We start from the raw sequence: 24,177 nt of genomic DNA, 5'->3' as shown, positions 1-24,177 counted from the left end.
CGATCCCTAGAGCGCGGGGACGGCGGGCTCGTCGAGCCAGGGTGCCGTCACGGCCCGGACCGCGTCGACGTCGGTCCCGGCTGCGTCGGCGAACGCGGCGTGCACGTCCTCCGGTGCGACCGACCCGTACCGGTGTCGCTCGGTGATCGTCCGGAGCCCGGCGAAGAAGGCGTCGTCGCCGACCGACCGACGGACGGCGTGCAGGGCCAGGGCGCCGCGCTTGTAGACCCGGTCGTCGAACATGTCCTTCGGGCCCGGGTCGGCCACGACGAGGTCCTCGGGCTGCTCCAGGAGCCCGTCGCGGTACGTCGCCGCGAGGGTGTCCGCCGACTCGCCGCCGCGGTGCTCCGACCAGAGCCACTCGGCGTAGCAGGCGAAGCCCTCGTGCAACCAGATGTCCTTCCACCTGGCGACCGTCACGGAGTTGCCGAACCACTGGTGCGCGAGCTCGTGTGCGATGAGCCGGTCGGTGCCGTGCTCGCCGTCGACGTGGTTCCGGCCGAAGACCGCCAGGCCGTGCGCCTCGAGCGGGATCTCGAGCTCGTCGTCGGTCACCACGACGCCGTACGACGCGAACGGGTACGGCCCGAACCGGTCCGCGTACAGGGCGAGCATGTCCGGCACCCGCCCGAAGTCCGTCTTCGCGGCCGTGCCGAGGTCGGCGGGGTGGTGCAGCGTGACGGGGGTGTCCGAGCCGCGGAGCTTCGTCGTGCGGTAGCGCCCGATCTGCACCGTCGCGAGGTACGTCGCCATCGGCTCGGTCGTGGAGTACGTCCACGTCGTGCCGGCGCGGGCGCGCTCCTTACCGAGCAGCTCGCCGTTCGCGACGACGTCGTAGGCGGCCTCGGCGGTGATCTCGAACCGGTAGGTGGCCTTGTCGTTCGGTCGGTCGTTGCACGGGAACCACGACGGGGCGCCGGTGGGCTGTGCCGCGACGATGACACCGTCGGTCAGCTCCTCCCAGCCGATCTGGCCCCACGGACTGCGGAGCGGGTGCGGTGTGCCGCGGTACCGCACGTGGACGGTGAAGTCCGTGCCGACGGCGACGGGCTCGGCCGGGGTCACGGTGAGCTTGTGCGTCGCGGTCGTGTGCTTCTTCGCCCGCTTGCCGTCGACGTCCACCCGGTCGACCGTCATGCCGTGCAGGTCGAGGACGACACGGTCGAGGTCCTCGTGCGCACGTCCGGTGATCGTCGCGGTGCCGTCGAGGCGGTTCGTCGCGACGCGGTACTCCAGACGGAGCTCGTAGTGGTGGGCGCTCCACCGTCGGTCGCCGCTGTGCGGGGTGTACGGGTCGGCGTCTGGGTTCGTCGAGGCGGGCTTCACGGTGCCGTCGAGTCTGCCACGGCGATGTCCTCGACGGACGACCCCGCCGGCACCGGCGGCGCCGATGTCCACGGAGCGATCGGGTTACCAGACCAGTGCGTCCCGCCGGGCACCTGCTCGCCGCGCATCACGAGGGACGCCGGCCCGACGGTGGCGCCCGGTCCGATGCCCGCCGCCGGCAGCACCACGCTGTGCGGCCCGAGCGTCGCACCCGGGTCGAGGCGGACCTCGTCGAGCTGCATCACCCGGTCGTGGAACAGGTGCGTCTGCACGACCGTGCCGCGGGCCACGGCGGCTCCGGACCCGATCGTCACGAGGTCGGCCTCCGGGAGCCAGTACGTCTCGAGCCAAGTACCGCGGCCGATCGTCGCCCCGAGACTGCGGAGCCACGCCGCGAGGGCCGGGGTCCCCGTCGCCTGCTCGGCGAACCACGGCCGGGCGACGGTCTCGACGAACGTGTCCTGCACCTCGTTCCGCCACACGAACGACGACCAGAGCGGGTGCTCACGGGCGGCGATCCGGCCGACGAAGGACCACTTCGCGATCGTCGACACCACGGCCGCGACGGCACCGGCGACGATGAGCACCGGCCCGACGAGCAGCACCGTCCACCCGATGCCGACGGCCGTCCAGAGCGCGAGCAGCGTGCCGACGACCCCGAGCGCGATCCCCGCGGACACCATCGGGGCGACCAGGCGCAGGAGTTCCCAGCAGCCTCGAGCGACCTTGAGGGACCGCGGCGGCCGGAACGTGCGCTCCTCGTCGAACTCCGCCGTGGCGCGACGGAGCCGCACCGGGGGAGAGCCGAGCCACGACGATCCGCGCTTCGCCTTCTTCGGGACGGCGGACAGCACCGCGACCAGGGCCTCGCGCGGCACCGAACGTCCGGCGCCGGTCATCCCGCTGTTGCCGAGGAACGCCCGCCGCCCCACCTTCGACCGACCGATCCGCACCCGACCGCCGCCGAGCTCGTACGTCGCCACCATCGTGTCGTCGGCGAGGAACGCCCCCGAGGCGATCTGCGTGAGCGCCGGGATGAGCAGGACCGTCGAGATCTCGGTGTTCCGTCCCACCCGCGCCCCGAGCAGTCGGAGCCAGAGCGGGGTCACGAGCGACGCGTACACCGGGAACAGCAGCGTCCGTGCGCCGTCGAGGATCCGCTCGGTCGTCCACACCTGCCAGCCGATCCGGGAGCGCACCGGGTGCCGACCCTCGTGCAGACCGATCCCGAGCAACCGCACCGCTGCCACGACGAGTGCCGCGTACACGAGCCCCGCGACGACCGTCCCCACCGGTACCCACGCCAGCGCGAGCAGCACGGCCCGCTGGAGGGACGCGACCGGTCCGACGAGGAGCCACACCAGCGCCACACCCGCGGCGACACCGATCACCGGCAACCCGACCACGGCCAGGGACCCGGCCCCGTACGCCAACAGCCACCGGCGTCGGGACGGGGGCCGCGCCTCCCGGTCGTGCCGAGCCGACCCGACGCGTTCCGCCGGCGACCCCGCCCACCGCTCCCCGTCGGGGACCCGGTCGGCGACCGCGGAACCGGCCTCCACCTCGGCACCGACGCCCACGTGCGCACCCGGCAGCAGCGTCGTCCGGCTGTGCACCACGGCGTCCGCGTCGATCCGGACCCGGCCGAGCCGGAACACGTCGCCGTCCACCCAGTGTCCGGCGAGGTCGACCTCGGGCTCGATCGACGCTCGCTTGCCGACCGTCAGCATCCCGGTCACCGGCGGCAGCGCGTGCAGGTCCACGTCCTTGCCGATCGTCGCGCCCAAGGCCCTGGCGTAGTAGCTGATCCACGGCGCACCGGCCGTCGAGGGGCCGTCCACCGCCTCAGCGATCCGCTCCGCGAGCCAGACCCGCACGTGCACCGACCCGCCACGGGGGTGGTCACCCGGACGCACCCCGACGAGGAGGGCCCGGACGAGGACGACCGTCACGGCCATCTTCCCCGCCGGGGTGACGAACAGGACGAGCGCCACGACGAGCGCCGGCCAGGGCAGGACCGGGACGGACGGCAGCGTCGTCGCGTGCAGTACGGCCGCCACGAGCGCCGTCCACGTCAGCACCCGCAGACCGCGGAGCACCTGCAGGGGCAGCCCGAGCACCGTCATCACCACACCCGTCGCCAGCGGGACCGGCCGGACGTCGCGCGGCACCGACGTCACCGGGCCGGAGTCGTCGAGCGCGTCCGCCAGCGCCCCGATCCGCGGGTGGTCGTACACGTCGGCCACCGTCGTCGTCGGGAAGCGCTCACGGATCGCCGACACGAGCTGCGCCGCCGTCAGCGACCCGCCGCCGTGCGCGAAGAAGTCGTCGTCGACGCTCGCCACCGGCACCCCGAGGATCGCGGACCACCGCTCGGCGATCCACGCCACCGTGTCCGGGAGCATCGCCGTGTCCGACGACCCCGGCAATGGCCACGGGAGCGCGGCACGGTCGACCTTGCCCGAGGTCCGCGTCGGCAGCGAGTCCACCACCGCGAGCAGCGGCACGAGCGCCGCCGGGAGCTCCTCGCGCAGCCGAGCGTTCGCCGCCGCCACGTCCACCGTCGCACCCGCGACCGGCGCGACGTACCCGACCAGCACCTGGTTGCCCGCCGGCGTCCGCTGCACCACGGCAGCACCCCCGGCCACGTCCGGCAGCCCCTGCAGCGCCGCGTCGATCTCCCCGAGCTCGATGCGACGACCGCCGAGCTTCACCTGGTCGTCCGCACGACCCTGGAACACGAGTCCCTCGGGGTCGTACCGCACCAGGTCACCGCTCCGGTACGCCCGGTCCCACCCGAGTTCCGGGAACGGCGCGTACTTCTCGGCGTCCTTCGCCGGGTCCAGGTACCGCCCGAGCCCGACGCCGCCGATGACGAGCTCCCCGACGCCCCCCGGTTCCACCCGGGCACCCGCCGCGTCCACGACCGCGAGGTCCCAGCCGTCCAACGGCAACCCGATCCGGATCGGCGTGCTCCCGTCGAGCAGGGCACCGCACGCCACCACCGTCGCCTCGGTCGGACCGTACGTGTTCCACACCTCCCGATCGCGGCTCGCGATCCGCGCAGCGAGCTCCGGCGGGCAGGCCTCACCACCGAAGATGACCAACCGCACCTGCTCCAGCGCGTCGTCCGGCCACAGCGCCGCGAGCGTCGGCACCGTCGACACCACGGTGATCGTCTGCGCGATGAGCCACGGCCCCAGGTCCACCCCGGTGCGCACGAGCGACCGCGGCGCCGGCACCAGGCACGCACCGTGGCCCCACGCCAACCACATCTCCTCGCACGACGCGTCGAACGCCACGCTCAGACCCGCCAGCACCCGGTCGTCCGGACCGATCGGCGCGGCCTGCAGGAACATCCGCGCCTCGGCGTCCACGAACGCCGCAGCGGACCGGTGCGTCACGGCGACGCCCTTGGGCACGCCGGTCGACCCGGACGTGAAGATGATCCACGCGTCGTCGTCCTGCCGGGGGAGCTCGGCGCTCGCCACGGGGTCGGTCACCGGGAGTTCCGCGCCGTCGCGGTCGCGCAGGACGCCGCCCACTCCGATCACGCCGACGACGCCGGCCTCGCCGAACACCAGCGTGGCGCGTTCCTCGGGGTCGTCCGCGTCCACCGGGACGTACGCGGCGCCGGCGGCGAGCACCGCGAGGATCGACACGTACAGGTCGCGCCCGCCGGACGGGATCCGGACGCCCACCCGGTCGCCCCGTCGGACCCCGCGCCGCGCGAGGTCGTCGGCCTGCTCGTGCACCAGTCGCACGAGCGTCGCGTAGTCGATCGTGCCGGCCGGGTCCTCGAGCGCGGTGGCGTCGGGGTGCTCGGCGGCGGTCGCGGTGAGGACGTCGAGCAGGGTCCGTGGTGCCGGGGCGTCGGCGCCCCGGGCGAGTTCGTGCTGCGGGTTCCCGGTGGCTGCGGTCATCGAGTCCTCTTCCCGGTCGCGTGCGGGGTCGACCGGCCCGTGATCCTAGGGGGTGGACGTGTCGCGTTCGGAAACACCGGGGGCGTCCGCCCGAGGACCGAGCGCGGACCGCGCCGCGTCGAGCGTCGCGGCGAGGCCGATCGAGTCGTCGAGCGAGTGCAGCGGCGACTCCGTGCGCCCCTCGGCGACGTCCTGCGCGAGCGCCGCGGTCTGCCAGACGAGGCCCTGTCTGCCTCGGAGGCCGCTCTCGTCCTCCCAGTGCACCGCCTCCGCGCCGTGGTGCAGCGCGAAGGACGCCGGGAACACGAAGTGGTCGGTGTACCGCACGGTGGCCGTGCTCCCCGCGATGACCGCGAGTCCGGGCGTCCACGCCGTCATCGTCGTGGTCACCACGGCCTGCGCGCCGCCGGCCGACGTCGACACGGTGACGGACTGGAGGTCCACCCCGCGTCCGGAGACCGCTCCCGTCGTGCTGCTGGTCACCGGGGCGCCGGTGGCGAACCGCGCGAACCAGTGCCCGTAGACACCGGCATCGAGGAGGGCGCCGCCGCCGGCGGCGGGGTCGAACATGCGGTCGGCGGGGTCGGGGTCGTGCGGCCAGCCGACGTCGACGGACGCGAGCCGGACGTCGCCGAGGGCGCCGTCCGCGAGGAGTCGTGCGACGACGGTGGTCCCCGGGAGGTACCGGGTCCACATCGCCTCCATCGCGAACACCCCGGCGCTGCGGGCGGCCTCGGCGAGCGTGCGGGTGTCCGCCTCCGACGTGGTCATCGGCTTCTCGACGAGGACGTGCTTGCCCGCGGCGATCGCGAGGAGCGCGTGGCCGAGGTGCTGCGGGTGCGGTGAGGCGACGTAGACGACGTCGACGGCGGGGTCGGCGACGAGGGCCTCGTACGAGCAGTGCACGCCGGGGATCCCGTGGCGCCGGGCGAAGGCGGCGGCGCGTTCGGGGGAGCGGGAGCCGACGGCGACGACGCGCTGGTCGGAGTTCGCGTGGAGCGTCGACGTGAAATCGCCCGCGATCTCGCCGGGCCCGATCACGCCCCACCCGAGCCTCGGCCCGCCTCGCAGCGGCGCAACACCAGGTTCCGGAAACACGAGGCTCATACGCCCGACGCTACCGGATGGCCCCTGCCCCGACCGGCCCCGGAGGGAAGGTCGGCGAAGCCGACATCGCGCGGCGCGTCCTGAGCGAAGCGAAGAACTCGCCTTGCGCGGGAATGTCACTGTGCCCCCAGGAGGATTCGAACCTCCGCCCCTGCCTCCGGAGGGCAGTGCTCTATCCCCTGAGCTATGGGGGCCCTGGGTGGAACCAACCGTAGCAGGTCCGCACGGCTGTCCGAGACCACGCGTGTCGTGACGGGAGGCGCGGGTCGGGCCCGCACCGCGCCTCCCGTCCGACCCGTGTCGGGTCAGCCGGCCGGCGTCGCGGACGCGCTCGGCTGCACGACGCTCCGCACCGCGTCGACGACCGGCTGCGCGCCGCCGGGCTCGGTGAAGAGGGTGGAGGTCGCGGTGATCCAGTACGGGTCGGCGAAGGCGTCCGCGCGCCCGACGCCGTCGGTGAGCGAGAAGTACCCCTCGACCCGGTAGGTCGGCACGGATCCGCCCCGTTCGTAGAGCGCGTCCTTGAGGTTCGTGAGCGACTTCTCAGGCAGGTCGGCGACGGCGACCGTGATCGTCGTCGAGGCGTCGTCGGTCGCACTCCAGTGGCACACGCGGCCGCGCTGCTCGGCGATGCGCGCCGCCGGGGTCCCCTTCTCCGGCGTGAAGTCGTCGTCGAGGGTGAACGTCTTCCCGTAGACGGACAGGGCGTCGGCGGGCAGGAGCTCGGTGCACGTCTGTGCGACCCGTTTCCCGATCGGACCCGCCGTGGCGCTCGGTGTGGCGCCGTCCGAGCCGCCGCCGGAGCACGCCACCAGGGCGACGGACGCGGACACGGTGAGGAGGGCGACGCTGATCGCCCGGACGCGGCTGCGGGTGGTCATCCCGACATGATGGTGCATCGACCGGGGAGGACCTGTGCGTCCCGGTAGACTCGACCCTCGTGACTCCTGCCGAACTCTCCGCCGCGTACCTGTCGATCCTGACCGGGATCGTCGAGCGACGAGGCGCGTCCGACACCGTGACCATCGAGGAGTCCCACGCGGCACTCGAACGTCCGAAGAACCGCGCGCACGGCGACTGGGCCTCGAACGCGGCGATGCAGCTCGCGAAGCGGCTCGGCACGAACCCGCGCGAGCTCGCGACGGAGATCGCCGGCGAGCTGACCGAGCTCGACGGCGTGGACTCGGTCGACGTCGCCGGCCCCGGCTTCATCAACATCACGCTCGAGGCCGCCGCTGCCGGCGAGATCGCGCGCACGATCGTCGAGGGCGGCGAGTCCTTCGGGCACGGCGACCTGTACGACGGCGTGCGGATCAATCTCGAGTTCGTGTCCGCGAACCCGACCGGGCCGATCCACATGGGCGGCGTGCGCTGGGCCGCGGTGGGCGACAGCCTCGCGCGGGTGTTCCAGGCGCAGGGCGGCCTCGTCACCCGCGAGTACTACTTCAACGACCACGGCGCGCAGATCGACCGCTTCGCCCGCTCCCTCGTCGCGTCGGCGCTCGGTGAGCCCACGCCCGAGGACGGCTACGGCGGCGCGTACATCGCCGAGATCGCGGCGCGCGTGATCGCGACGCTCGACCCGTCGGTCGACGTCAAGGACCTGCCGCGCGACGAGGCGCAGGAGCTCTTCCGGCGCGAGGGCGTCGACTTCATGTTCGCCGACATCAAGTCGTCGCTGCACGACTTCGGCGTCGACTTCGACGTGTACTTCCACGAGAACGCCCTGCACGAGTCGAAGGCCGTCGAGCGCGCCATCGAGCGACTGCGCTCGGCGGGCGTGATGTACGAGGCCGAGGGTGCCGAGTGGCTCCGGACCACCGACTTCGGCGACGACCGCGACCGCGTCGTCATCAAGTCGGACGGCGAGCCCGCCTACATCGCCGGCGACCTGGCGTACTACCTCGACAAGCGCGAGCGCGGGTTCGAGCGGAACCTCATCATGCTCGGCGCGGACCACCACGGCTACGTCGGCCGGATGATGGCGATGTGCGCCGCGTTCGGGGACGAGCCGGGCAAGAACCTCGAGATCCTCATCGGGCAGATGGTCAACCTGCTCAAGGACGGCGAACCGATGCGCATGTCGAAGCGCAACGGCACGATCGTCACGATGGAGGACCTCGTCGACGCCGTGGGCGTGGACGCCGGCCGGTACTCGCTCGTCCGGTTCGCCAGCGACACCGCGATCGACATCGACCTCGACCTGCTCACGAAGCGCACGAACGACAACCCCGTCTTCTACGTGCAGTACGCCCACGCCCGCACGCAGTCCGTGGCCCGCAACGCCGCGAACGCCGGGGTGGACCGGTCGGCCTTCGACGCCTCGCTCCTGACGCACGACACCGAGGGGGCCCTGCTCGGCGCCCTGGCGGAGTACCCGCGCGTGGTGCGCCAGGCGGCCGAGCTCCGCGAGCCGCACCGTGTGGCGCGGTACATCGAGCAGCTCGCCGGGCTCTACCACCGCTGGTACGACGCCTGCCGGGTCACGCCCCTCGGGGACGAGGCCGTGACCGACCTGCACCGCACGCGCCTCTGGCTGAACGACGCCACCGGCCAGGTCGTCCGCAACGGGCTGGGCCTGCTCGGCGTGACGGCGCCGGAGCGCATGTAGCGGACGTCGCGCCCGGCGCGGAGCGCTGCGCACAACCAAAGTCGCCCCGAACTGCGGAATGTCGTGGTTCGGGGCGACTTTCGTTGTGCGGCGGGCGCTGGGCGCACGCGGCCGGCGCGACCGCGACCGCGCGGACGCCGGGGCCGGCGCGCCGGGCGCACGCCGCGCCTCCAGGCTCGCTGCCGGGGCCACCTGGCAAGGTGGGACGCATGTCCGCCGCCACCGTGACCCCCCGGAAGCGCCGTCGCTGGCCCGTCGTGCTGATCGTCGTCGTGGTCGTCCTCGCCGCGCTCGTCGTGATCGCCGAGTTCGTCCTCCGCGGGGTCGTCGACCGCATCATCGCCCAGCAGGTCGAGCAGTCGCTGCCGTCCGGCGCCACCGGCGAGGTCGAGGCGCACGCGAAGGGCATCGTCATCCCGCAGCTGATCAGCGGGCAGCTCGACGAGGTCGAGATCTCCTCCGAGAAGCTCACGATCGACGGCATCCCCCTCGCCGCCGACGTCACCGCGCGAGACGTGCCCGTCGACGGCAAGGGCGACGTGCGCGACGTCGACGGCCACGTCCGGCTCGCGGCCGCGTCCGTGAAGGACCTGTCGAAGTACAGCCCGCTGTTCGACCGGCTCAGCCTGGTCGACGGCGGCGTGGAGCTCTCCGGCAAGACCGCGGTCCTCGGCTACGACATCACCTACGCGGCGAAGGGCGACGTCGCCGCGCAGGACGACGGCAAGGGCATCACGATCACGCCGAAGACGGTGCGGATCACGAACTCGTCGCTCGGCCTCAAGGTGGACTCGATCCCGGGCGTCACGAACGTCCCCGTCGAGGTCTGCACGGCGCAGTTCCTGCCGTCGGGGCTCCTGGTGCGGTCGCTCGACGTCACAGCCTCCGAGGCGACGGTGCGCGTCACGGCCGACTCGCTGCCGCTCAACGAGGCGGGGCTGCAGACGGTCGGTTCGTGCGGTTGAGCACGTGGCTGCGTCACACGGCCAGGAGGCGCGGCTCGGCTCGGTAGGATCGGGTCCCGTGAGCGAGAACCCCCTTGCCCCGCAGCACCTGCGGTTCCCGACGGACGCCTCCGCGCTGACCGCGCGGATCTGGCCCGCCTCCGCGACCCGGACCGACGACGGCGAGCTCGTCGTCGGCGGGATCGCCGCCTCCGACCTGGTCGCGCAGTTCGGCACGCCGCTGTACGTGGTCGACGAACGCGACGTGCAGTCCCGTGCGGTGCGGGTGCGGAACGCCTTCACCGAGGCGTTCGAGCGGATCGGCACCCGGGCGCACGTCTACTACGCCGGCAAGGCGTTCCTGACGACGCAGGTCGCGGCGTGGATGGTCGAGGCCGACCTCCGCGTCGACGTGTGCACCGGCGGCGAGCTCGCGGTGGCCCTGGCCGGGGGAGTCGACCCGGCGCTCCTCGGCTTCCACGGCAACGACAAGTCGGACGCCGAGATCGCCCGCGCGGTCGAGGTCGGCGTCGGCACCATCGTCCTCGACAGCCACGAGGAAGTGCAGCGCGTCGCCCGTGCCGCGGCCGATGCCGGGGTCGTGCAGCGCGTGCGCATCCGGATCAACAGCGGGGTGCACGCGTCGACGCACGAGTACCTGGCGACCGCGCGCGAGGACCAGAAGTTCGGCATCCCCCTGACCGAGGCCGTCACCGCTGCCGAGGCCGTCCGCGCCGAGCCGTCGCTCGCCTTCGTCGGCCTGCACTCGCACATCGGCTCGCAGATCTTCGACGAATCCGGCTTCCGCGAGGCCGCGCGGCGCCTGATGGACGTGCACGCCTCGCTCGTGGCGACCGGCCCGGTGCCGGAGCTCAACCTCGGCGGCGGCTGGGGCATCGACTACACCGAGGCCGACTCGGCGTTCGAGCCGGAGGACGTCGCCGACGCGCTCGCGACCATCGTGGCCGAGGCCTGCGCCGAGCGGGACATCCCGGTCCCCGAGATCGCGGTCGAGCCCGGCCGGTACATCGTCGGGCCCGCGGGGATCACGCTCTACCGCGTCGGCACCATCAAGCCCGTGACGCTCTCGGACGACGAGCAGGAGGCCGCCACCCGGACGTACGTGTCGGTCGACGGCGGCATGAGCGACAACGCCCGGCCCGCGCTCTACGGCGCCGACTACACGGCTCGGCTCGCCCGGACGTCCGACGCCCCAGCGGTCCTCACCCGCGTGGTCGGGAAGCACTGCGAGTCCGGCGACATCGTCGTGAACGACGAGTACCTGCCCGGTGACGTGCACCGCGGGGACCTCCTCGCCGTGGCCGCCACCGGCGCGTACTGCTGGAGCCTGGCGAGCAACTACAACCACGTCGGACGCCCGCCGGTCGTGGCGGTCGCCGACGGCGTACCCCGTATCCTCGTGCGTGGCGAGTCGATCGACGACCTCCTCGCCCGCGACACCGGGGTGGTCCCGGGGGCCTGAGCCCCTCGGACGACCCGACTCCCCACGAACAGGACCCGCACCAGATGATCGAATACCGCAACGTCCGCGTCGCGCTGCTCGGAGCCGGCTCGGTCGGTTCCCAGGTGGCGCGCCTGCTCCTCGAACACGGCGACGAGCTCGCCTCTCGAGCCGGGGCCGGCCTCGAGCTCGTCGGGATCGCGGTGCGCGACCTCGACGCCCCGCGCGACGTCGAGCTGCCGAAGGAGCTCTTCACGACGGACGCGGCGTCGCTCATCCTCGGCGCGGACATCGTCGTCGAGCTGATCGGCGGCATCGAGCCGGCACGGACGCTCGTGCTCCAGGCGCTGCAGTCCGGCGCCGACGTCGTCACCGGCAACAAGGCCCTCCTGGCGACCCACGGCCCGGAGCTCTTCGCGGTCGCCGAGCAGGTGGGCGCACAGCTCTACTACGAGGCCGCCGTCGCCGGCGCGATCCCGATCATCCGACCGCTGCACGACTCCCTCGCCGGTGACCGCATCGAGCGCATCATGGGCATCGTCAACGGCACGACCAACTTCATCCTCGACCTGATGGACCGCGAGGGCTCGACGTTCGAGGACGCCCTCGCGACCGCCACCGAGCTCGGGTACGCCGAGGCCGACCCGACCGCCGACATCGAGGGCTACGACGCCGCGCAGAAGGCCGCGATCCTGGCGTCGCTCGCGTTCCACACCTCGGTGCCGCTCGCCGCCGTCCACCGCGAGGGCATCACCTCGGTGACGATCGAGCAGGTCCGGGCCGCGCGCAAGGCCGGGTACGTCGTGAAGATCCTCGCGACGGCCGAGCGCCTGACCGACGAGCAGGGCACCGAGGGCGTCAGCGCCCGCGTGTACCCGGCCCTGGTGCCGGAGTCGCACCCGCTCGCGAGCGTGCACGGGGCGAAGAACGCCGTGTTCGTCGAGGCCGAGGCCGCCGGCGACCTGATGTTCTACGGCGCCGGTGCCGGCGGGGTCGAGACCGCCTCGGCCGTCCTGGGCGACCTGGTGTCCGCCGCGCGCCGACACGTCATCGGTGGCCCCGGCATCGCCGAGTCGACCCAGTCCGCGCTGCCGGTGTTCCCGATCGGCACCGTCCGCACGCGCTACCAGATCACGCTGCACGTCACGGACGCCCCGGGTGTCCTGTCGACCGTCGCCGGCGTCCTCGCGAAGCACGGCGTCAGCGTCGAGACCGTCGAGCAGACCGTCGCCACCGGGTCCAACGCGACCGCGACCCTCGTCATCGGCACGCACCTGGCGCGCGAGTCCGACCTCGCCGCGACCGTGGTCGCCCTCCGCAACGAGGACGTCGTCGCCGAGGTCACGAGCGTCCTCCGCGTCGTCGGCGCCTGAGCCGCGCCCGACCGAACTCCAGAACCGACAAGAAGGGGAGCCTCATGGCCCACCAGTGGCAGGGTGTCCTGCGCGAGTACGCCGACCGTCTCGACGTCACCGAGGCGACGCCCGTCGTCACGCTCGGTGAGGGCGGGACCCCGCTCATCCCGGCGCGCCGCCTGTCCGAGCGCACGGGGGCCGAGGTCTACGTCAAGTTCGAGGGCATGAACCCGACCGGGTCGTTCAAGGACCGCGGCATGACCATGGCGATCTCGAAGGCCGTCGAGCACGGTGCGAAGGCCGTCATCTGCGCCTCGACCGGCAACACGAGCGCCTCCGCCGCCGCGTACGCCACGCACGCCGGCATCACCGCCGCGGTGCTCGTGCCCGAGGGCAAGATCGCCATGGGCAAGCTCAGCCAGGCCGTCGCCCACGACGCCCAGCTGCTGCAGGTGCAGGGCAACTTCGACGACTGCCTCGACATCGCGCGCGACCTCGCCGCGAACTACCCGGTGCACCTGGTGAACTCGGTCAACAACGACCGCATCGAGGGGCAGAAGACCGCCGCGTTCGAGGTCGTCGACGTCCTCGGTGACGCGCCCGACTTCCACTTCCTGCCGGTCGGCAACGCGGGCAACTACACGGCGTACTCCCGCGGCTACCGCGAGGACGTGGCCGCCGGTCGATCGTCCAGGCTCCCGCGCATGTTCGGCTTCCAGGCCGCGGGCTCGGCCCCGATCGTCCGCGGTGAGGTCGTCCGCAACCCGGACACCATCGCGTCCGCGATCCGCATCGGCAACCCGGCCTCGTGGGAGTTCGCGCTCGAGGCCCGTGACGAGACCGACGGCTACTTCGGTGCCATCACCGACGAGGCGATCCTCGCCGCGCACCGCATCCTCTCCGCCGAGGTCGGCGTCTTCGTCGAGCCCGCCTCGGCCATCGGCGTCGCCGGGCTCCTCGAGCGTGCCGACGCCGGCGTCGTGCCGAAGGGCGCGAAGGTCGTCATCACGGTGACCGGCCACGGCCTCAAGGACCCGCAGTGGGCCCTCCGCACGCAGGACGGCGGCGAGGTCACCCCGACGAGCGTCCCGGTCGACACCAAGTCGGTCGCCGACGTGCTCGGACTGGTCGGCGCCGAGTGAGCCCCGACCGCTCGTCCGGACCGGGGGAGGGCATGACCGCCCAGATCGCTGTACCGGCCGGACGGGCGGTCCGCGTACGGGTCCCGGCGACCTCCGCGAACCTCGGACCGGGGTTCGACTCCCTCGGCCTCGCCCTGTCGCTCTACGACGAGGTCGTCGTCCGGGTCCGGCCCGAGCCCGGCGCGACCGTCACGGTCGACGGTGTCGGCGCGGGTGAGGTCGCCACCGACGACACGAACCTCGTCGTCCGCGCCGTGCGCCGCGGGCTCGAGCACGCCGGCGTCGCACAGCAGCCCGGCCTCGAGCTGCACGCGGTGAACGCCATCCCGCACGGCCGCGGCATGGGGTCCTCGGCGGCCGCGATCGTCGCCGGGCTGATGGCCGCGCGCGGGTTGCTCGAAGGCGTCGTCGACCTCGACGCCTCGACCCTGCTCACGCTCGCGACCGAGATGGAGGGGCACCCCGACAACGTCGCGCCGGCGCTGTTCGGCGGGCTGACCATCGCGTGGATGACCGCGGAGGGCCCGGCGTACAAGCGCCTGCTCGTCCACCGCGGTGTCTCGCCGGTGGTCTTCGTCCCGACCTTGACGCTCTCGACGAAGCTCGCGCGCTCCCTGCAGCCGGCGAGCGTCCCGCACGAGGACGCCGCGTTCAACGTGTCCCGCTCCGCCCTGCTCGTCGCCGCGCTCATCCAGAGCCCCGAGCTGCTCCTGGCGGCGACCGAGGACCGGTTGCACCAGGCCTACCGTGCCAGCGCCATGCCGGAGACCGACGCCCTCATCGGCCTGCTGCGGCAGCACGGCCTGGCGGCGGTCGTCTCCGGAGCCGGCCCGAGCCTCCTGGTCCTCGGCAGCGACCCCGCGCAGCGACTCACCGCGGCCGACCTCGTGTCGCGACACGGGGAATCCGACTGGCGGGCGCTCATGCTGGCCGTCGACCTCGGTGGTGCTACAGTGGTGCCGCACTCGGCGCTCCAAGCCGAACCCGCGTAGGCAGCAGGAACTTCCTCGCCATGCTGGGTCCGGTGCGCGGGGGCAATCTCTTTCTGATCACCGAATCCCGGTCCGTCGTCTGAACGGCGGTTGATGCATACCCGTGCATCCGGGACGGTGGAAACTCTCCGCGTTCTGCGGTTCGAAAGGAAACACCGACCTTGACGAACGTCAACGACTCCACCCAGGTGGAGATCCCCAGCGATCTGCGCGCCCTCCGGCTCCCGGAACTCCAGCGCATCGCCTCCTCCCTCGGCATCACGGGGCTCTCGAAGCTCCGCAAGGGTGACCTCATCGCCTCGATCGAGGACAAGCGTCCCGTGACGGACGACGCTCCCGCCGAGCCGGCCGCACCCGCGGTCGAGGCCCCCGTGGCCGAGCAGCCGACGCTGCCGGAGCCGACCGAGGCACCCGCTGCACCCGCCGCTGAGGCCGTCGCCGACGCACCGGCAGCGACCGAGGCCCCGGCCGAGCAGCCGGCGTCCTCGCGGGCCCGCCGTTCGCGCCGTGCCTCCTCCGGCGGCACCGTGAGCGCCGCGCCGACCTCGGCCGCCGAGCACACCAACCACGGTCAGACCGGCACCGAGGACCTCCTCGCCGGGCTCGACCAGGTCCGCGCCGAGAAGGACGCCCAGGAAGCCGCGCAGACCGGCGGCCAGCGTCGTGGCCGCGGGCAGCGCGACCAGCAGAACGGCCAGCAGGCAGAGCGCACCGAGCGCACCGAGCAGACGCCGGACCAGGCCGAGCAGCCGACCCAGCCGGACGCCGCGGGCGACCAGCAGGAGCAGTCCGCGCACGGCACCGAGTCGGGCGACCAGAGCGACCAGCAGGGCGAAGGTGGCTCGCGCCGCGGTCGTCGCAGCCGTGGTCGCGGTCGTGGCCGTGGCCAGAACGCCGAGAACGGCGAGCAGGGCGGCGACCAGAACGGTCGCGACAACGCCCCGAAGACCGACGCGGCCCAGAAGAACGGCCAGAACGGCCAGAACGGCCAGGGCCAGCAGGGCGAGCAGAAGAACGCCCAGCAGGACGACAAGAACGAGCAAAAGCAGAACGGCCAGCAGCAGAACGGCCAGCAGAAGCAGCAGGGCCAGCAGGGTCAGCAGAAGCAGCAGCAGGCCCAGCAGAACGCCGACGAGACCGAGGGCGGCCGCAGCCGTCGCCAGCGTGACCGCAAGCGCGGCCGCGGCGGGCAGAACGACGAGTTCGAGCCGGAGATCACCGAGGACGACGTCCTCATCCCGATCGCGGGCATCCTCGACGTCCTCGACAACTACGCCTTCGTGCGCACGACCGGGTACCTGCCGGGCCCGAACGACGTCTACGTCTCCCTCGGCCAGGTGAAGAAGTACCACCTGCGCAAGGGCGACGCGGTCGTCGGTGCGATCAAGCAGCCGCGCGACAACGAACAGCACAGCCGCCAGAAGTACAACGCGCTCGTGAAGGTCGACTCGGTCAACGGGCAGACGGCCGAAGAGGCCGCCGCGCGCGTCGACTTCCAGGACCTCACCCCGCTGTACCCGAACGAGCGTCTCCGCCTCGAGACCGAGCCCTCGAAGCTCAGCACGCGGATCATCGACCTCGTGTCGCCGATCGGCAAGGGCCAGCGCGGCCTGATCGTCTCCCCGCCGAAGGCCGGCAAGACGGTCGTGCTGCAGGCCATCGCCAACGCGATCGCCAAGAACAACCCCGAGGCGCACCTCATGGTCGTCCTCGTGGACGAGCGGCCCGAAGAGGTCACCGACATGCAGCGCACGGTGAAGGGCGAGGTCATCGCCTCGACCTTCGACCGTCCGGCAGAAGACCACACCACGGTCGCCGAGCTCGCCATCGAGCGTGCGAAGCGCCTCGTCGAGCTGGGTCACGACGTGGTCCTGCTCCTCGACTCGATCACCCGTCTGGGCCGCGCCTACAACCTGGCGACGCCGGCCTCCGGTCGCGTGCTCTCCGGTGGCGTCGACTCGTCGGCCCTCTACCCGCCGAAGCGCTTCTTCGGCGCCGCGCGCAACATCGAGGACGGCGGTTCGCTGACCATCCTCGCGACGGCGCTCGTCGAGACCGGGTCGAAGATGGACGAGGTGATCTTCGAGGAGTTCAAGGGCACCGGCAACATGGAGCTCCGCCTCAACCGTCACCTGGCGGACAAGCGGATCTTCCCGGCCGTCGACGTCAACGCGTCCGGCACCCGTCGCGAGGAGCAGCTGCTCTCCGCCGACGAGGTCAAGATCACGTGGCGCCTGCGCCGTGCCCTCGCCGGGCTCGACCCGCAGCAGGCCCTCGAGATCGTGCTGCGGAACCTCAAGGAGACGCAGTCGAACGTCGAGTTCCTGGTCCAGGTGCAGAAGTCGGTCCCCACGACCGGTGGGCACCACAACGGTCACCAGGAGTAACGCGTGTTCGAGTCGGTGGCAGGGCTGCTGGCGGAACACGAGGACCTGACGCAGCAGCTGTCGGACCCCGCGCTCCACGCCGATGCGGCCCGGGCGAAGAAGGTGAACCGGCGGTACGCCGAGCTCAACCAGATCAAGTCCGCGTACGAGTCCTGGAAGGCGGCGGGGGACGACCTCGCCGCCGCCCAGGAGCTCGCGCGTGAGGACGAGGCGTTCGCGGACGAGGTCCCGGCGCTCGAGGAGCAGCTGTCGGAGCGCCAGGAGCGTCTCCGCCGGCTGCTCATCCCGCGCGACCCCGACGACGGGCGCGACGTGATCATGGAGATCAAGGGCGGCGAGGGCGGCGAGGAATCGGCGCTCTTCGCGGCCGACCTCCTGCGCATGTACTCGCACTACGCCGAGTCCAAGGGCTGGAAGATCGAGATGCTCGAGCGCACCGAGTCCGACCTCGGTGGCTACAAGGACGTCCAGGTCGCGATCAAGTCGAACGCGACCGACCCGTCGCAGGGCGTCTGGGCGCACCTCAAGTACGAGGGCGGCGTGCACCGCGTGCAGCGCGTGCCGGCGACCGAGTCGCAGGGGCGCATCCACACCTCGACGACCGGTGTCCTCGTCTTCCCCGAGGTCGACGAGCCCGAAGAGGTCCAGATCAACCAGAACGACCTCAAGATCGACGTCTACCGGTCCTCCGGCCCCGGGGGACAGTCTGTCAACACGACCGACTCCGCGGTCCGCATCACCCACCTGCCCACGGGCATCACGGTCGCGATGCAGAACGAGAAGTCGCAGCTGCAGAACCGCGAGGCCGGTATGCGCGTCTTGCGTGCCCGCATCCTCGCGCGCCAGCAGGAGGAGCTCGACGCCATCGCCTCGGACGCGCGCAAGTCGCAGATCCGCGGCATGGACCGTTCGGAGCGCATCCGCACGTACAACTTCCCGGAGAACCGCATCGCGGACCACCGCACCGGGTACAAGGCGTACGACCTGGACCGCGTCATGAACGGTGCGCTCGAGCCCGTCATCCAGTCCGCCATCCAGGCGGACGAAGAGGCGCGACTGGCCGCCATCGGCGACCAGGACGCGTGAGCGACGTCCCCTCGGACGGCCCGGAGGCGCGACCCGCCTCCGACACGCCCGTCGCGTTCGCCGCGGACCGCCTCCTGCGCGAGGCGGCCGCGGCGTTCGACGCGGCCGGCGTCCCGACCCCACAGGTGGACGCGGAACTGTTGCTCGCCTGGGCGACCGACACCTCGCGCGGCGCCGTGCAGGCCCGGGCGATGACCGGCGGCGCGATCGCCGCCGAGCACGTCGAGCGCTTCCGGCACGCCGTCGCCCGACGCGCCACCCGCGAGCCGCTCCAGCACATCACCGGCGAGGCGTACTTCCGCGCGCTGACCCTGGCCGTCGGACCCGGCGTGTTCGTCCCGCGGCCGGAGACCGAGGGCGTCGTGCAGTTCGGCATCGACGCACTCCGCGCGGTGCCCGTGCCGTCGCCGGTCGCCGTCGACCTCGGGTCCGGCAGCGGCGCGATCGCCATCGCCATGGACACCGAGGTGCCGAACGCGGTCGTGTACGCGGTCGAACGCTCGCCCGAGGCGCTCCCGTGGACGCGGCGCAACATCGACGCGTACGGCGGGACGGTCCGCCTCGTCGAGGGCGACCTCGCCGACGCACTGCCCGAGCTCGACGGCACGGTGTCGGTCGTCGTGTCGAACCCGCCGTACGTGCCCGACGACGCGGTTCCGATCGACCCCGAGGTCCGCGACCACGACCCGGCCGTGGCGCTCTACGGCGGTCCGGACGGACTCGATGCGGTGCGTGCCCTCGCCGACACCGCGTGGCGCCTGCTCGTCCCCGGGGGAGTCCTCGTCATCGAGCACGCCGAGCCGCAGGGCGCCGGCGTGCGCGAGGTCCTGGCGCGCCGGGGGTTCCGTTCCCCGGAGACGCACGTCGACCTGACGGGACGCGACCGCACGACCACGGCGACGCGCTAGGCGGGGTCGAGCCGCGCCTCCTGGACCCTGTCTCTAGACAGCTGCCGTCTCGTGCTGTTCCGCGACGAAGGCGAGGACGGCTTCGCGCAGGTCGGTGTGCTCTTCGACGAGCACCGCGTGGATGCCGACGCTCTGCGCGCCCTCGACGTTGATCGGCATGTCGTCCGCGAAGAACGTGCGCTCGGCCGGGACACCGTGGTGCTCGAGCGCGCGCCGGTAGACCTCCGGCTCGGGCTTGCGCGCCCCGAAGTTGCTCGTGGTGTCGAGGTGCTCGCCGAAGACGGGCGCGAGGGACGGCGCCCAGCGGTGGATCCACCGGCCGGCCAGCGGTCCGTTGTTCGTCAGGAGGCCGACGCGGCCGTGCTCGCTCGCGACGCGCACCGCCTCGATCCGGTCGGGCAGCTCGGTCATCGCGGCACCGCGGATCCGCGCCCAGTCGGTCTCGGGGACGTCGCAGCCCATGGCCTCGGCGAAGGCGGCCAGGTACTCGTCGCCGTCGGCGTACCCGCCGGCCTCGGCGCGCTGCTCGTTGCCGCAGTCCCACCACCGGCGACGGAGCTCCGCGAACTCGTGCCCGGTGAACTCGGCGAGTGCGGCCATCCGCACCTGCCAGTCGTACCGGACGAGGACCTCGTCCATGTCGAAGAGGAACAGGAGGCGGGGCGCAGGGGACTCGTTCACGATGCCACCCATTGTGTCGCACTATCATCGTCGAGTCATGGCATCCCGATACGACTGCACCGACTCCGACGGGCTCCTGACCGGGATGCGGCTCGCACGTGCCGCTCTCGGGCGCGGAGAGCTCGTCGTGGTCCCCACCGACACCGTCTACGGCGTGGCCGCGGACGCCTTCAGCGCGGCCGCCGTCCAGCGACTGCTCGACGCGAAGGGACGCACCCGGCAGTCGCCGCCGCCGGTGCTCATCCCCGGACCGCCGACCCTGGACGCGCTCGCGAGCGACATCCCGCAGCAGGTGCGCGACCTCGTCGACGAGTTCTGGCCCGGCGGCCTCACCGTGATCCTCCGTGCGCAGCCGTCCCTCGACTGGGACCTCGGCGAGACACGCGGCACCGTGGCGCTCCGGATGCCGGACTCGCGGATCGCCCTCGAGCTCCTGCAAGAGGTCGGTCCGCTCGCGGTGTCCTCGGCGAACACGACGGGGGACCCGGCCGCGATGGACGCCGACCAGGCCGAGGCGATGCTCGGCGACAGCGTCGCGGTGTACCTCGACGGGGGCTCGCTCGAGCCGCACGAGGGGTTCGCGGAGTCGACCGGTTCGACGATCGTCGACGCCACGGGACTCTCCGACGGCGGCAAGCTCCGGATCGTCCGCCACGGTGTGATCCCGGACGAGGAGATCACCAGGGTCGTCGGAGCCGACCTCGTCGGATGAAGTACTACCTGCTCGCCGGGGCCATCGCGGCCGTGGTGAGCTTCTGCGTCAGCTGGATCGTCTGGAAGCTGGGGCTGAAGTACAAGTGGTACCCGAAGGTCCGTGAGCGGGACGTGCACCGCACGCCGACGCCCCGGCTCGGCGGCATCGCGATGTACATCGGCGTCATCGTGTCGCTGCTCGCGGCGTGGTTCCTCTTCCCGTCGATCGCCGGCACGGACTACTTCCGGTTGGTGTTCTCCGAGCCGGGTCGTGTGCTGGCGGTGCTCGGAGGGGCGACCATCATCGTGGTCCTCGGCGTCGCCGACGACATCTGGGACCTCGACTGGATGACGAAGCTCGCCGGGCAGATCATCGCCGCGGGGATCCTCGCCTGGCAGGGCGTGGCGATCGTGTCGCTGCCGATCGGCAACACGCTCGGGGTCGGGTCGTCCTACATGAGCCTGATCTTCACCGTGCTGGCGGTGGTGCTCGTCATGAACGCGGTGAACTTCATCGACGGCCTCGACGGCCTCGTCGCCGGGGTGGCGATCATCGCCGGCGGCGTGTTCTTCCTCTACACGTTCTTCATCAACCGCGTGGTCGTGCAGACGGAGTTCTTCTTCAACCTGCCGTCACTGCTCACCGCCGTGCTCGTCGGCGCCTGCTTCGGCTTCCTCATCCTCAACTGGCACCCCGCGAAGCTCTTCATGGGGGATGCCGGCGCCCTGCTCGTGGGCTTCCTGATGGCCACCAGCGCGGTCTCGGTCACGGGCAACATCGACCCGGCTGCGGTGCAGACCCGCCAGGCGCTGCTGCCGGCGTTCATCCCGATCCTGCTGCCGTTCGCGATCCTCATCGTGCCGATCCTCGACTTCGGGCTCGCGGTCACGCGTCGGCTCAGCGCGGGCAAGTCGCCGTTCTCGGCCGACCGGAAGCACCTGCACCACCGCCTGCTCGACATGGGGCACTCGCACTTCCACGCCGTGCTCATCTTCTACGCGTGGACGGCCACCGTGGCGATCGGCTGCCTGCTGTTCCTCTTCGTGGACTGGTACTGGGTGGTCGTCTTCGTCGCCGTCGGCTTCATCGTCTGCGCCGTCGCCACCTTCGCCCCGCTCGGCCGCAAACGCGCCGAGTTCGCCGCACAGGTCGCCACCCGGTCCACCGCCGTGGTGGACGCCAGCCTCGACCCGCTCGACCGGGCCGCCAACGACCGCTCGATCCCAGGAGACAACTCGTGACCGCACCGAACGCGCTCGACCACGTCCGGCCGGTGTTCCGCCGCATCATCACCTGGGGCGCGCTCCTGGCCGTCGGACTCGCCGTCGTCGGGGGAGTCGTCGGACTGCTCGTCGCCGGCGGTCCCGGGCTCGCCGGTGGCCTGCTCGGAGCCGTCCTCAGCGTGGTGTTCCTCGGGCTGACCGCTGTGAGCGTGCTGGTGGCGCTGCGCGTCTCCAAGGGGCAGATGATCTCCGGCGCGTTCTTCGGGATCGTGATGGGCACGTGGCTGCTCAAGTTCGTCGTGTTCATCGTCGTGCTCGTCCTGCTGCGCGACCGAGCCTGGGTGGACTTCCCGGTGCTCGCGATCGCGATCATCGTCGGTGTCGTCGGCTCGCTCGTGATCGACGTGGTCGCGGTCGCGAAGGCCCGGATCCCGATCGGGGTCAGCCTTCCCGGAGACTCCGCGTCTCCTGAGAAGGACGCGCCCCGCAACTGAGAGCCCGGGAAGCCTCTCGCACCTGATAGGCTTCTCGGAGTCCGCGTCCGGAGCATTGCTCGGAGCGGACGAGCCTCCACAACGTCCACCATCGCGTGCCATGCGTGCGCGCGCCGACACAGGAGACAGCGCTGCTATCCCACGCTCTTCCCCTGTCCCTCACCGCTGCGGGTAACACCGTTGCGGCGGGGAGCAGCAAGGCCGCCGAGTTCCATGGTCCGTCGATCAACGAGTTCTTCCCGGATGCGATCTTCTTCGCCGGGACGCCCTTCGAGATCGACCGACTCGTCATCATCCGGTTCATCGCCGTCGCGGTCCTGCTGCTGATCGGCATCATCGGGACCCGTTCGCTCAAGCTCGTCCCCGGCCGCGGCCAGGCGCTCATCGAGTACGCGTTCGACGTCGTCCGCCGGAACACCTTCGACAACCTGGGTGAGAAGGACGGCAAGCGGTTCCTCCCGCTGCTGGCCACGATCTTCTTCTCCGTGCTGTTCCTGAACCTCACGGGTCTGATCCCGGGGCTCAACCTGCAGGGCACCAGCCGTATCGCGTACCCGATGATCCTTGCGATCGTCGCCTACGTGGCGTTCATCTACGCGGGTCTGCGCAAGCACCCGGGCACCTTCCTCCGGAACTCGCTGTTCCCGCCTGGGGTCCCGTGGTACCTGTACATCATCGTGACGCCGATCGAGCTCGTCTCGACCTTCGTGCTCCGTCCGGTGACGCTGACCCTGCGACTCCTGATGAACATGGTCGTCGGCCACCTGCTGCTCGTCCTCTTCTTCGCTGCCACGCAGTTCTTCTTCTTCGACGCCTCGCTCGGTTTCAAGGCGTTCGGAGTCGGGACGCTCGCATTCGGCATCGCGTTCAGTTTCTTCGAGATCCTGGTCGCGCTGCTGCAGGCGTACGTCTTCATGCTGCTGACCGCTGTGTACATCCAGCTCGCGCTGGCTGACGAGCACTGACCAACGACCTGAACTGACCCCCAATACGGCACGGCATCCGCCGGGCCGCATCCTGAAAGGAAAACACGTGGACGCAACGACCGTTCTCGCGGAAATCTCCGGCAACATCGCGACGGTGGGCTACGGCCTCGCGGCGATCGGCCCGGCCATCGGCGTGGGCATCGTCGTCGGCAAGACGATCGAGTCCGTCGCTCGCCAGCCGGAGCTCCAGGGCCGCCTGACGACCCTCATGTACATCGGTATCGCCTTCACCGAGGCCCTCGCCTTCATCGGTATCGCGACGTACTTCATCTTCACCAACTAAGGCCTCTCGATGCAGAACGCACTCATCATCGCGGCCGAGGAGACGCACAATCCCCTCGTACCGCCGCTGTACGACATCGTGTGGTCCGCGGTGGCGTTCGTCGTCATCCTGCTGGTCTTCTGGCGGGTCATCATCCCGCGGATCACGAAGATGCTCGACGAGCGCACCGAGGCCATCGAGGGTGGCATCAAGAAGGCGGAGGCTGCTCAGGAGCAGGCCGCTGCCGCGCTCGACGAGTACAACAAGCAGCTCGCCGAGGCCCGTGCCGAGGCATCGCGCATCCGTGAGCAGGCCCGTTCCGACGCCAACGCGATCGGCAACGAGCTCCGCGAGCAGGCGCAGGCCGATGCAGCACGCATCACCGCCAACGCGCAGGCCCAGATCGAGGCCGAGCGTCAGAGCGCGCTCCAGTCGCTCCGGACCGAGGTGGGCACCCTCGCCCTCGACCTCGCCTCCGGCGTGATCGGGGAGTCGCTCAAGGACGACGCCAAGTCGACCGCGGTCGTGGACCGGTTCCTCGCTGACCTCGAAGCCTCGCAGGGTTCGTCGGCATCGTCGGCCGGGGAGCGCTGA

20 protein-coding genes and 1 tRNA gene are annotated in these 24,177 nt (G+C 71.7%); 15 read left to right on the top strand and 6 right to left on the bottom strand.

The features are described from left to right. Positions 1–6: 6 nt before the first annotated feature. From BJK06_RS00725 to BJK06_RS00705, 5 genes are all read right to left on the bottom strand, one after another. Positions 7–1,326 carry a M1 family metallopeptidase gene (locus BJK06_RS00725; protein ID WP_070419073.1) on the bottom strand — a complete coding sequence of 440 codons (1,320 nt, stop codon included), beginning with the start codon at positions 1,324–1,326 and terminating at the stop codon, positions 7–9. Then, positions 1,323–5,249 carry a Pls/PosA family non-ribosomal peptide synthetase gene (locus tag BJK06_RS00720; RefSeq protein WP_070416306.1) on the bottom strand — a complete coding sequence of 1,309 codons (3,927 nt, stop codon included), beginning with the start codon at positions 5,247–5,249 and terminating at the stop codon, positions 1,323–1,325. Before BJK06_RS00720 ends, BJK06_RS00725 begins: the two co-directional genes overlap by 4 nt. A 45-nt stretch (positions 5,250–5,294) precedes the next feature. Next, complete coding sequence (locus tag BJK06_RS00715) at positions 5,295–6,290, bottom strand: Gfo/Idh/MocA family protein (RefSeq protein ID WP_258027672.1); 996 nt, start codon at positions 6,288–6,290, stop codon at positions 5,295–5,297. A 188-nt stretch (positions 6,291–6,478) separates the two neighbouring features. Next, positions 6,479–6,550 (bottom strand) — tRNA-Arg (locus tag BJK06_RS00710). 111 nt (positions 6,551–6,661) lie between these two features. Continuing rightward, positions 6,662–7,237: a hypothetical protein gene (locus BJK06_RS00705; protein WP_070416304.1), complete on the bottom strand. Its 576-nt coding sequence runs from the start codon at positions 7,235–7,237 to the stop codon at positions 6,662–6,664. A gap of 59 nt (positions 7,238–7,296) precedes the next feature. Here BJK06_RS00705 and argS point away from each other — a divergent pair, with 59 nt between their 5' ends. The 9 genes from argS to prmC all read left to right on the top strand — a co-directional run bounded on the left by argS (position 7,297) and on the right by prmC (position 19,243). After that, on the top strand, positions 7,297–8,967 hold the full coding sequence (gene argS / locus BJK06_RS00700; protein WP_070416303.1) for an arginine--tRNA ligase: 1,671 nt from the start codon (positions 7,297–7,299) through the stop codon (positions 8,965–8,967). A 209-nt stretch (positions 8,968–9,176) separates the two neighbouring features. After that, entirely contained in the window at positions 9,177–9,932 is a 756-nt protein-coding gene (locus tag BJK06_RS00695; RefSeq protein ID WP_070416302.1) for an LmeA family phospholipid-binding protein, read from the top strand. 58 nt (positions 9,933–9,990) lie between these two features. After that, positions 9,991–11,394 (top strand): diaminopimelate decarboxylase, encoded by a 1,404-nt coding sequence (gene lysA / locus BJK06_RS00690; RefSeq protein ID WP_070416301.1) that lies wholly within the window; start codon positions 9,991–9,993, stop codon positions 11,392–11,394. Between the two features lie 44 nt (positions 11,395–11,438). After that, positions 11,439–12,746: a homoserine dehydrogenase gene (locus BJK06_RS00685; protein WP_070416300.1), complete on the top strand. Its 1,308-nt coding sequence runs from the start codon at positions 11,439–11,441 to the stop codon at positions 12,744–12,746. 44 nt (positions 12,747–12,790) lie between these two features. After that, positions 12,791–13,870, top strand: a complete 1,080-nt coding sequence (gene thrC, locus BJK06_RS00680; protein WP_070416299.1) for a threonine synthase — start codon at positions 12,791–12,793, stop codon at positions 13,868–13,870. A 32-nt stretch (positions 13,871–13,902) separates the two neighbouring features. Beyond that, positions 13,903–14,862 (top strand): homoserine kinase, encoded by a 960-nt coding sequence (thrB, locus tag BJK06_RS00675; RefSeq protein ID WP_070416298.1) that lies wholly within the window; start codon positions 13,903–13,905, stop codon positions 14,860–14,862. A 161-nt stretch (positions 14,863–15,023) separates the two neighbouring features. Then, positions 15,024–17,249, top strand: coding sequence for a transcription termination factor Rho (rho, locus tag BJK06_RS00670; RefSeq protein WP_070416297.1), 2,226 nt, complete (start codon positions 15,024–15,026; stop codon positions 17,247–17,249). A 3-nt stretch (positions 17,250–17,252) separates the two neighbouring features. Further along, a complete protein-coding gene (gene prfA, locus BJK06_RS00665) occupies positions 17,253–18,335 on the top strand; it encodes a peptide chain release factor 1 (protein WP_070416296.1) in 1,083 nt (360 codons plus the stop codon). Further along, on the top strand, positions 18,332–19,243 hold the full coding sequence (prmC, locus tag BJK06_RS00660; protein WP_083294952.1) for a peptide chain release factor N(5)-glutamine methyltransferase: 912 nt from the start codon (positions 18,332–18,334) through the stop codon (positions 19,241–19,243). Before prfA ends, prmC begins: the two co-directional genes overlap by 4 nt. Positions 19,244–19,276: 33 nt before the next feature. Here the strand turns inward: prmC and BJK06_RS00655 are convergent, their stop codons facing one another. After that, on the bottom strand, positions 19,277–19,924 hold the full coding sequence (locus BJK06_RS00655; RefSeq protein ID WP_258027671.1) for an HAD family phosphatase: 648 nt from the start codon (positions 19,922–19,924) through the stop codon (positions 19,277–19,279). A 37-nt stretch (positions 19,925–19,961) separates the two neighbouring features. On the opposite strand from BJK06_RS00655, the gene BJK06_RS00650 reads away from it, so the two are divergent. From BJK06_RS00650 to BJK06_RS00625, 6 genes are all read left to right on the top strand, one after another. Continuing rightward, on the top strand, positions 19,962–20,636 hold the full coding sequence (locus BJK06_RS00650) for an L-threonylcarbamoyladenylate synthase (protein ID WP_070416294.1): 675 nt from the start codon (positions 19,962–19,964) through the stop codon (positions 20,634–20,636). After that, on the top strand, positions 20,633–21,859 hold the full coding sequence (locus tag BJK06_RS00645) for an MraY family glycosyltransferase (protein ID WP_070416293.1): 1,227 nt from the start codon (positions 20,633–20,635) through the stop codon (positions 21,857–21,859). The genes BJK06_RS00650 and BJK06_RS00645 overlap by 4 nt, the downstream gene beginning before the upstream one ends. Beyond that, entirely contained in the window at positions 21,856–22,335 is a 480-nt protein-coding gene (locus BJK06_RS00640; protein WP_229085036.1) for a hypothetical protein, read from the top strand. The genes BJK06_RS00645 and BJK06_RS00640 overlap by 4 nt, the downstream gene beginning before the upstream one ends. 104 nt (positions 22,336–22,439) lie before the next feature. After that, positions 22,440–23,300, top strand: a complete 861-nt coding sequence (gene atpB / locus BJK06_RS00635) for a F0F1 ATP synthase subunit A (protein WP_374115161.1) — start codon at positions 22,440–22,442, stop codon at positions 23,298–23,300. Between the two features lie 67 nt (positions 23,301–23,367). Next, complete coding sequence (gene atpE / locus BJK06_RS00630) at positions 23,368–23,604, top strand: ATP synthase F0 subunit C (RefSeq protein WP_070416292.1); 237 nt, start codon at positions 23,368–23,370, stop codon at positions 23,602–23,604. Positions 23,605–23,613: 9 nt separating this feature from the next. Continuing rightward, entirely contained in the window at positions 23,614–24,177 is a 564-nt protein-coding gene (locus BJK06_RS00625; RefSeq protein WP_070416291.1) for a F0F1 ATP synthase subunit B, read from the top strand.

The sequence above is a fragment of the Curtobacterium sp. BH-2-1-1 genome, from assembly GCF_001806325.1.
In the GTDB taxonomy this organism is placed as follows: Bacteria; Actinomycetota; Actinomycetes; order Actinomycetales; family Microbacteriaceae; genus Curtobacterium.
The sequence above is the reverse complement of the archived record's forward strand: the minus strand, read 5'-3'. Positions and strand labels throughout refer to the sequence as shown.